Here is a 6,950-nt window from a genome sequence, read left to right as displayed (position 1 = left end):
CGTTGGCTTTATACTGGTATGAATTGACTCGAAGTGAAAGTCTTCCACTACGCCAATAACTCGGCCACCTTCTTGGCTAATGGTGTCTAGCACAGTGTAGCCAATCACTTCATCCGGAGTAATGTTGAGCATCTGAACTGCGGTTTCGTTCACTAGGTAGTTGTTAGAATCAGAGACGTTTTGCTCATCAAAACTTCTTCCCGCCAGTATTTTCAGGTTAAACATTTTAGGAAAGTTGTAGTCGCCACCCAGCCGTTTCCAATTATACACTTGGTCGTTCAGTTCGGGTAGTGTAAGCGACGCACTTAGTGGGTGAATATGGGGCAAGCGAGGCAGCCCCACGGCTAAGGTAATTTCCTCAACATCACCGTTATTTAGTAGTTCGTTTTTCAGCACCTCAAATCGCTCAGTGGGAGCAATTCCCGGACCAATAGCGATAGACATAATAGATTCGGCATTGTCGTACAGTTTGGTATTCTCCACCAAGTTCATTTGCTGTAGAATAATACCGGTACTTATAATAAGCAGCACCGAAACCGCAAACTGGGCTATTACTAGCGCTTTCCGTAGCGAGCTAGAACCCTTTCGTAGAACCAACTTACCTTTCAGCACTTCCGCGGTTTTAAATCCTGATAAGAAAATTGCCGGATAGGCACTAGAAACGATCGCTACAATTAACCATATAACGAGCAACGCCCCAATTACATCAGCCTGAGCGAGAGAAGATAGCGTAAACTGCTTATCAGATAATTGGTTATACGTTGGTAAAATGATTATAACCAGCAACAACGCTATCAGTAAGGCAATAAAAGAAGTGAGCAGCGATTCTTGAAAGAACTGAAATATCAGACTCCAGCGACTACTTCCCAACGCCTTCCTCACTCCTATTTCTCGTGCTCTTCGGGCCGATTTGGCCGTGGCTAGATTCATATAATTGATACAAGCGATTAGCAGAATCATAAGGCCAATAGAGCCAAAAATAACAATATAGCTGTAGTCGGCTTGACTATTCCACCACGACCAATCCACCTGATCGTCGAAATGAAAGTCGGTAACATTTCTCAAAAAAGGGCTAATCTTAAAGTTTGCTTCCCGGAAATGCTCATCAGCAATACGATGCACGGCGGCCTCTACGTGCTCTAGGTCAGCATTGTCAGTTAACCGAATATAAGTCGCCATAAATAATTTATCCATAGAAGACAGAACATCCGTCGCTGATGTCTCCATTCGGCGTTGGAGGAACGGATTTATTGTCGCCATAGAGATTAGATAATCGGGCTGCATATGGATATTGCCCGGATAGTCTTCCATCACTCCCGTTACTTCCAAACTGACGTATCCATCGGTGATCACTCGGTGCTGCATTTCTAACTGTCGTCCCAATACATTTACATCGCCAAATAGGCGGCGGGCCGCAGTCTCGGATAATACTACACTATTCGGTTGAGTTAATGCCTGATCCCGGTTTCCCTGAATTAGCGGAAAGTGCATGACTTTAGCGTAGGAGTCTTCTACAAAAAACAGTTCTCCGTCTTCCGAAAGGATTACTTCATCCTCTTCTGGGTTCCGCATACTGTACGACCACACCATCTGATAATAGCGGAAAATATGGGCTACTTGATTAGGCATTTGCTCCTTTAGCAAATGAGCCAACCCTGCCGGAACTGTGGTATGAAACCGCTTTTCACCCTGCTCATTTGTTATCTCCACTCCTATTCCGAAGGTCTGGCTAGAAGCGGGATGAGCAGTGTCATAGGTAAGCTCATCCTGAATGTAGATGAAAATAAGAATAACAGAGGCCAGACCGATGGATAATCCCATAATGTTGATAAAGGAGTACCCTTTGCTTCGCCCTAATGCGCGCCAAGCTACTTTAAAGTAATTGAGAATCATGAGCGGAAGGTAAGGTTGAACACTAGTTGTAATGCTGCTTACCTAAGATAACTCACTATTAATTTAAATCATACCGATAGAAGAAGATATGTCCCTTAATAATATTATTTTCTTCGGTTTCGAGGCCGGTTATCCCCTCGTATCCCACTTGGGGGATTTTTATCAAAATGCACCAACAATCTAATCAAGTTTTTTGGTACTCTTCGAAAAATAAAATCGAGGTAGATTCGTACTAATTTAGCCCTACTAAAGGAACCTGTTGGTTCTTGCTAATTAAAATAGATACGATTATAATGTAACAGGTATTAAGCCCGTAGACGATAAAAGTAGTAGTAAGGGGAAAAGTAAGCCAAGCAAGTGTACCGCCGAAGTCTCCTATGTTGTACAGCCAAGGGTTTAGAAAGAAATTGATATAAGACAAAAAGATTACTCCGGTCCATCCGGATTGAATAAGAACCTGCCTTCTTCCAAACTGGTTAGCTCCCTTCACTTTATCTTTATTAATAATCCAAAGAGTAAGAGGCAGAATAATATTGCCTAAAGGAAAAGCCCAATATGCTAAAGCTGACAAATTGATCGCATGAAGGGCATTACTGTTTTCTCTTTTAGTAAAATCCATCAAGTCATCCATAGCAATATCCAGACCTTGAGCCAAAGCTATGAGGGTATGCCCCCGAGGTTCAGTTTGTCCGGCTTCTATTCTTTGTAAAGTACGAGTATTGATATTGGCTCTTTCGGCTAGAAACTCCTGAGAGTATCCTCGCTGAACTCTTCGTGCTCGAAGTCGCTTGGCTAATGTATCGCTCTCTTTCATACTATTTGCTTTTTTCCAAAAGAAGGAATTAAAGCATAATCTACTTACGTCAACCATCCGTCATTCCTACGGCATTAGTGTCAAAATAGCGTTTACCCCTGTTTCACCACGTAAGTCGAGCAATTTTTCCGTTACCGCCGCAAACCCAGGCTACTGAGCTATTGGGTACTGCCTGAATACTGTGGTACCCCACGGTATCTATAAAAGTCCAAGTAACTCCCATATCGGTAGAGTAGTCGGAGCCAGTAGTGCCCACCGCTACGTAGGCATTTGCATCCGGTAAATAAGCTACACCCGAGCGATAGCCCTGCGGTGAAGCAATGGCTGAGTACCAGGTACGCCCTCCGTTGGCAGTGTATGCCGAATTTTTGACATTCGAGTTAGGGTTCTGATAATCGCCACCTACGGCTATCCCACGCAAGGTATCTACAAATGCCAAAGAAAATACTCCTTTTGATGGAGTTCCTTGCGCTAAGGGGCTACTATTAACTTCCCACGTCTTTCCGCCGTCTAATGACCGAAAAATACGGGCATCTCCCCCGCCCGTACCAAACCACACGCAGTTACTACCCTGGGTAACAATATTGGTACCACTAGCAGCAAAGCCACCTTCGCCAGCGTGAGGCCGAGCAGAACGAGCAGGAAGCTTTACTGGTGTCCAACTTTGCCCACCATTGGTAGTGCTTAATAGCGTGAATTTTTCGTTTATAGGATCGCCCATGACTATGCCTCGTTGCTCGTTCCAAAAAGCCATACCATCCAAAAAAATATTCGGCAGCGTATCTTCTAGCTGCTTGACCCAGTTATCCCCCCCATCTTCGGTTCTGAAAATGTACGCTGGACTACCCGCCGAAAGTACGTAAGCAACTTGATCGCTAAACGCTTCAATATCCCGGAAGTCGACTGAATCTGTATTTGGTATTTGCTTCTTCTCCCAGGTCTGTCCTCCGTCTACCGTGCGGAGTATTGTTCCAAATTGCCCACTGGCCCAAACTACCTCACTATCTACTGCACTCAGTCCTCGCAGACTAACCGAAGTACCTGAATCTTGGGCTTCCCAAGTTGGCGAAAAAGTGCGACGTTCGTTGGAAGTACATCCTAATAGAATGAGCCCCCCAAAAATGACTACCCAAGTCTTAATACTCATGGCTGCGAAGATACACGAAAAACTTTGGTGGTATAGTGTTTTGGTGTTTTAGTGTTCAGGTGTTCAGGTGTTCAGGTGTTCAGGTGTTCAGGTGTTCAAAATAGCTAAACAACTTGAACACAAAAATACACGAACACTTGAACACACACTATGCTGTATCAAAACCGTACACCACACTGTCACAAAAACGATACACTTTATGTAATTAGCAATGGGCAGTTAGCGGTTAATAACCTATAAATCAACTGTTTGCATTTCTTGACTAACTTTGGAAGAGATGTTGCCAATACAATTATCAATGTGCAGTTAGTAATTGCTCATTGCACACTGTTCACTGCTAATTGAAGAAATTATGTTGCGTAACTACTGGAAAACGGCTTTTCGTACGCTATGGAAGCACAAAAGCTACACAACTATCAATATTCTGGGACTGTCGTTAGGCATTACCTGTAGTTTAGTACTTTTTTTACTAATCCGGTACTGGCTGAGTTTTGATAACTATCATACAAATCGCGATCGCATCTACCGAATAGTGAAAGAATCTACCGACTTGGCCGAAGGAGACTATATGCCGGGCGTTCCGTTACCCTTGCCGGAAGCCTTTCGCACCGACTTTTCCGAAGAAGTAGAAGCTGTGGCTCTAGTGGCAGCATCAGAATGGGAAGGAACTTTGCTTACCGTTACTGATGAAAATGGCGAAGCAAAGAGCTTTCAAGAAGAAGAGCATATCGCCTACGTAGAACCAGCGTTCTTCCAGATCTTTGACAGAAAATTCGTAATGGGTAATGCAGCTACAGCGCTTGATGAACCCAATGAGGTGGTACTATCGGAGCGTCAGGCCAAAAAGTATTTTGGTGAACGCGACCCAATGGGACAGACCATTACGCTAAACCGGGAGAAGGAATTGATAGTCACAGGTATCATGGAAGATTACCCTAACAATACCGACTTTCCGTTTGATATCTTTTTCTCCGATCTCACTCGCGACTGGGAAGGAAAGTGGTCGAGCGTGAGTAGTGGCAATCAAGCGTACGTGCTGTTAGCCGAAGGACAGTCGCCCGAAATAATTGACGCTCGATTTCCTGCCTTTATCGAGAAGTATCTGAGCTATCCGCTAGATGAGCAGCCGTTTAAACATTACCTCCAGCCATTGAGCGATATGCACTTTGATCCCCGTTTTTCTACGTACTCTTACCAAGGGGTGAGTTGGGAAACCATTCGGATACTCATTGCCGTAGCAGTGTTCCTCATCCTGATTGCCTGTATCAACTTTGTCAATCTAGCCACGGCCACCGCTACGCAGCGAGCTAAAGAAGTAGGCGTACGCAAAGTGCTCGGCAGCACCCGCTTCCAACTAGTTCGTCAGTTTCTGAGTGAAACCACTGCTATTACGGTGCTGTCGGTACTCATTGCGCTGGGGGGAGTAGAGCTATTACTCTTAAAAGTGAATCCGCTACTAAATACTTCGCTAGAACTGCGACTGTTCCAACATCCTGAACTACTACTGTTTTTGGTAGGATTAGGAATCGTTATCAGTTTATTCTCCGGTTGGTATCCAGCCTCAATACTATCTCGTTTCCAGCCGATCCACACCTTTCGTAATGTGTTGCAGGGGCAGCGCACTCGAGGCATCACGCTTCGTAAGGGTTTGGTGGTGCTTCAATTTGTCATTGCTCAGATATTCATTATCGGCACGCTGGTGCTATTTCAGCAAATGCGGTATGTACAGCAAACCAGTTTAGGGTTCCGCTCTGAGGCCGCCCTCACTATTCGATTACCCGAAAGCTCACTAGATCAGAAAAGAACCTTTCGTCAGCAAATCACTCAGTTAGCTGCCGTGGAGGAGGCTAGTTTAGGCTACGCGAACCCCGCCTCGGGTTGGGTGTCGGCTACGGGCTACAAGCTGGAAGGGGAAGCTGACAGCCAAGTTGCTCACTTAAAAGCGGCCGACCCACGCTATTTGAACATCTTTCAAATCCCCGTAGTAGCCGGATCGGCTCTGACGGCGGATACCGACACACTCACCCAAGTACTAGTAAACGAAACTCTAGCCGCAAGCCACGGCCTGACCCCGGAAGAGATTGTGGGTAAGACTATTAACCTGTGGAATGCGGATATTCCCATTGTAGGCGTAGTAAAAGACTTCCATACCCAATCGCTCCGCAACGCGATTGTTCCCACCCTTGTTCTTAACGATGCTCGGGGGTACGAATCGCTCATTGTTCAGGTTAGCTCATCAAATCTACCCGAAGCCTTAGAGGCCATTGAGCAGCAGTGGAGAGTCGCGTACCCCGAGTACACGTTTGATTATATGTTCGCTGACGATGAGATCGCGGAGTTTTACAACAACGAACGACGACTATCGCGCTTACTGGGCGGAGCTTCGCTGGTGGTAGTTTTTATTGGCTGCCTCGGCTTGTACGGCCTCATCACCTTTATGGCCGAACGCAAGACCAAAGAAATCGGAGTTCGCAAGGTGCTCGGAGCCTCGGTGGCCAATATTGTTCGTCTGTTTTCGGTAGAGTTTGTCAAGCTTATCGGCATTGCCTTTATCCTAGCTGCCCCGCTGGCGTACCTACTAATGAACGGCTGGCTACAAAACTTCACGTATAAAATTGATCTAAGCATCGGTCTGTTCCTGGCGGGAATCGGAGCCACGCTAGTGATCGCTCTGCTTACGGTCAGTTACCGCTCGGTAAAAGCCGCGTTGGCCAATCCGGTAGACTCACTAAGAAATGAATAAAAACGGTAAAGGGTGCGTGGTAAAGGGTAGAAGGTAAGACCGCCCTTTTACCCTTTACCCTTTACCCTTTACCCTAAACCTTATATCTATGCTAAAAAACCATTTTACTATTGCCTTTCGCAACTTACGCAAGCGGCCGTTTTATGCAATCATTAATGTCCTGGGACTAGCGATTGGGATGGCTTGCACCTTGCTGATCTCCGTATACATCCTACAGGAACTGAGCTACGACCGTTTTCATCAGAATGCTGACCGTATTTACCGGTTGGCTACTCGCTTAGAAATGGGCGAGAGCGGGTTTGTAGGAGCCGCCGTCAGTCCTGCGGTCGCCGGGCCACTGAAAGACGAGATTC

At 45.8% G+C, this 6,950-nt stretch carries 4 protein-coding genes and 1 pseudogene; 2 read left to right on the top strand and 3 right to left on the bottom strand.

Annotated features, from left to right (window positions below; all coding sequences use genetic code 11):
• The 3 genes from WBA23_RS02710 to WBA23_RS02700 all read right to left on the bottom strand — a co-directional run.
• The coding region (locus WBA23_RS02710) for an ABC transporter permease (RefSeq protein ID WP_424580708.1) at positions 1–1,893 on the bottom strand (1,893 nt) is incomplete at its 3' end.
• A 232-nt stretch (positions 1,894–2,125) separates the two neighbouring features.
• Complete coding sequence (locus WBA23_RS02705; RefSeq protein ID WP_424580707.1) at positions 2,126–2,707, bottom strand: helix-turn-helix domain-containing protein; 582 nt, start codon at positions 2,705–2,707, stop codon at positions 2,126–2,128.
• Between the two features lie 103 nt (positions 2,708–2,810).
• Complete coding sequence (locus WBA23_RS02700; RefSeq protein WP_424580706.1) at positions 2,811–3,854, bottom strand: WD40/YVTN/BNR-like repeat-containing protein; 1,044 nt, start codon at positions 3,852–3,854, stop codon at positions 2,811–2,813.
• Between the two features lie 352 nt (positions 3,855–4,206).
• Between WBA23_RS02700 and WBA23_RS02695 the strand changes: the two genes are divergently transcribed.
• Positions 4,207–6,597, top strand: coding sequence for an ABC transporter permease (locus WBA23_RS02695; RefSeq protein WP_424580705.1), 2,391 nt, complete (start codon positions 4,207–4,209; stop codon positions 6,595–6,597).
• 88 nt (positions 6,598–6,685) lie between these two features.
• Positions 6,686–6,950 (top strand): annotated as a pseudogene (locus tag WBA23_RS02690) (ABC transporter permease); the annotation flags it as partial.

Source organism: Tunicatimonas sp. (genome assembly GCF_049647865.1).
Lineage (GTDB): Bacteria > Bacteroidota > Bacteroidia > Cytophagales > Cyclobacteriaceae > Tunicatimonas.
The sequence above is the reverse complement of the archived record's forward strand: the minus strand, read 5'-3'. Positions and strand labels throughout refer to the sequence as shown.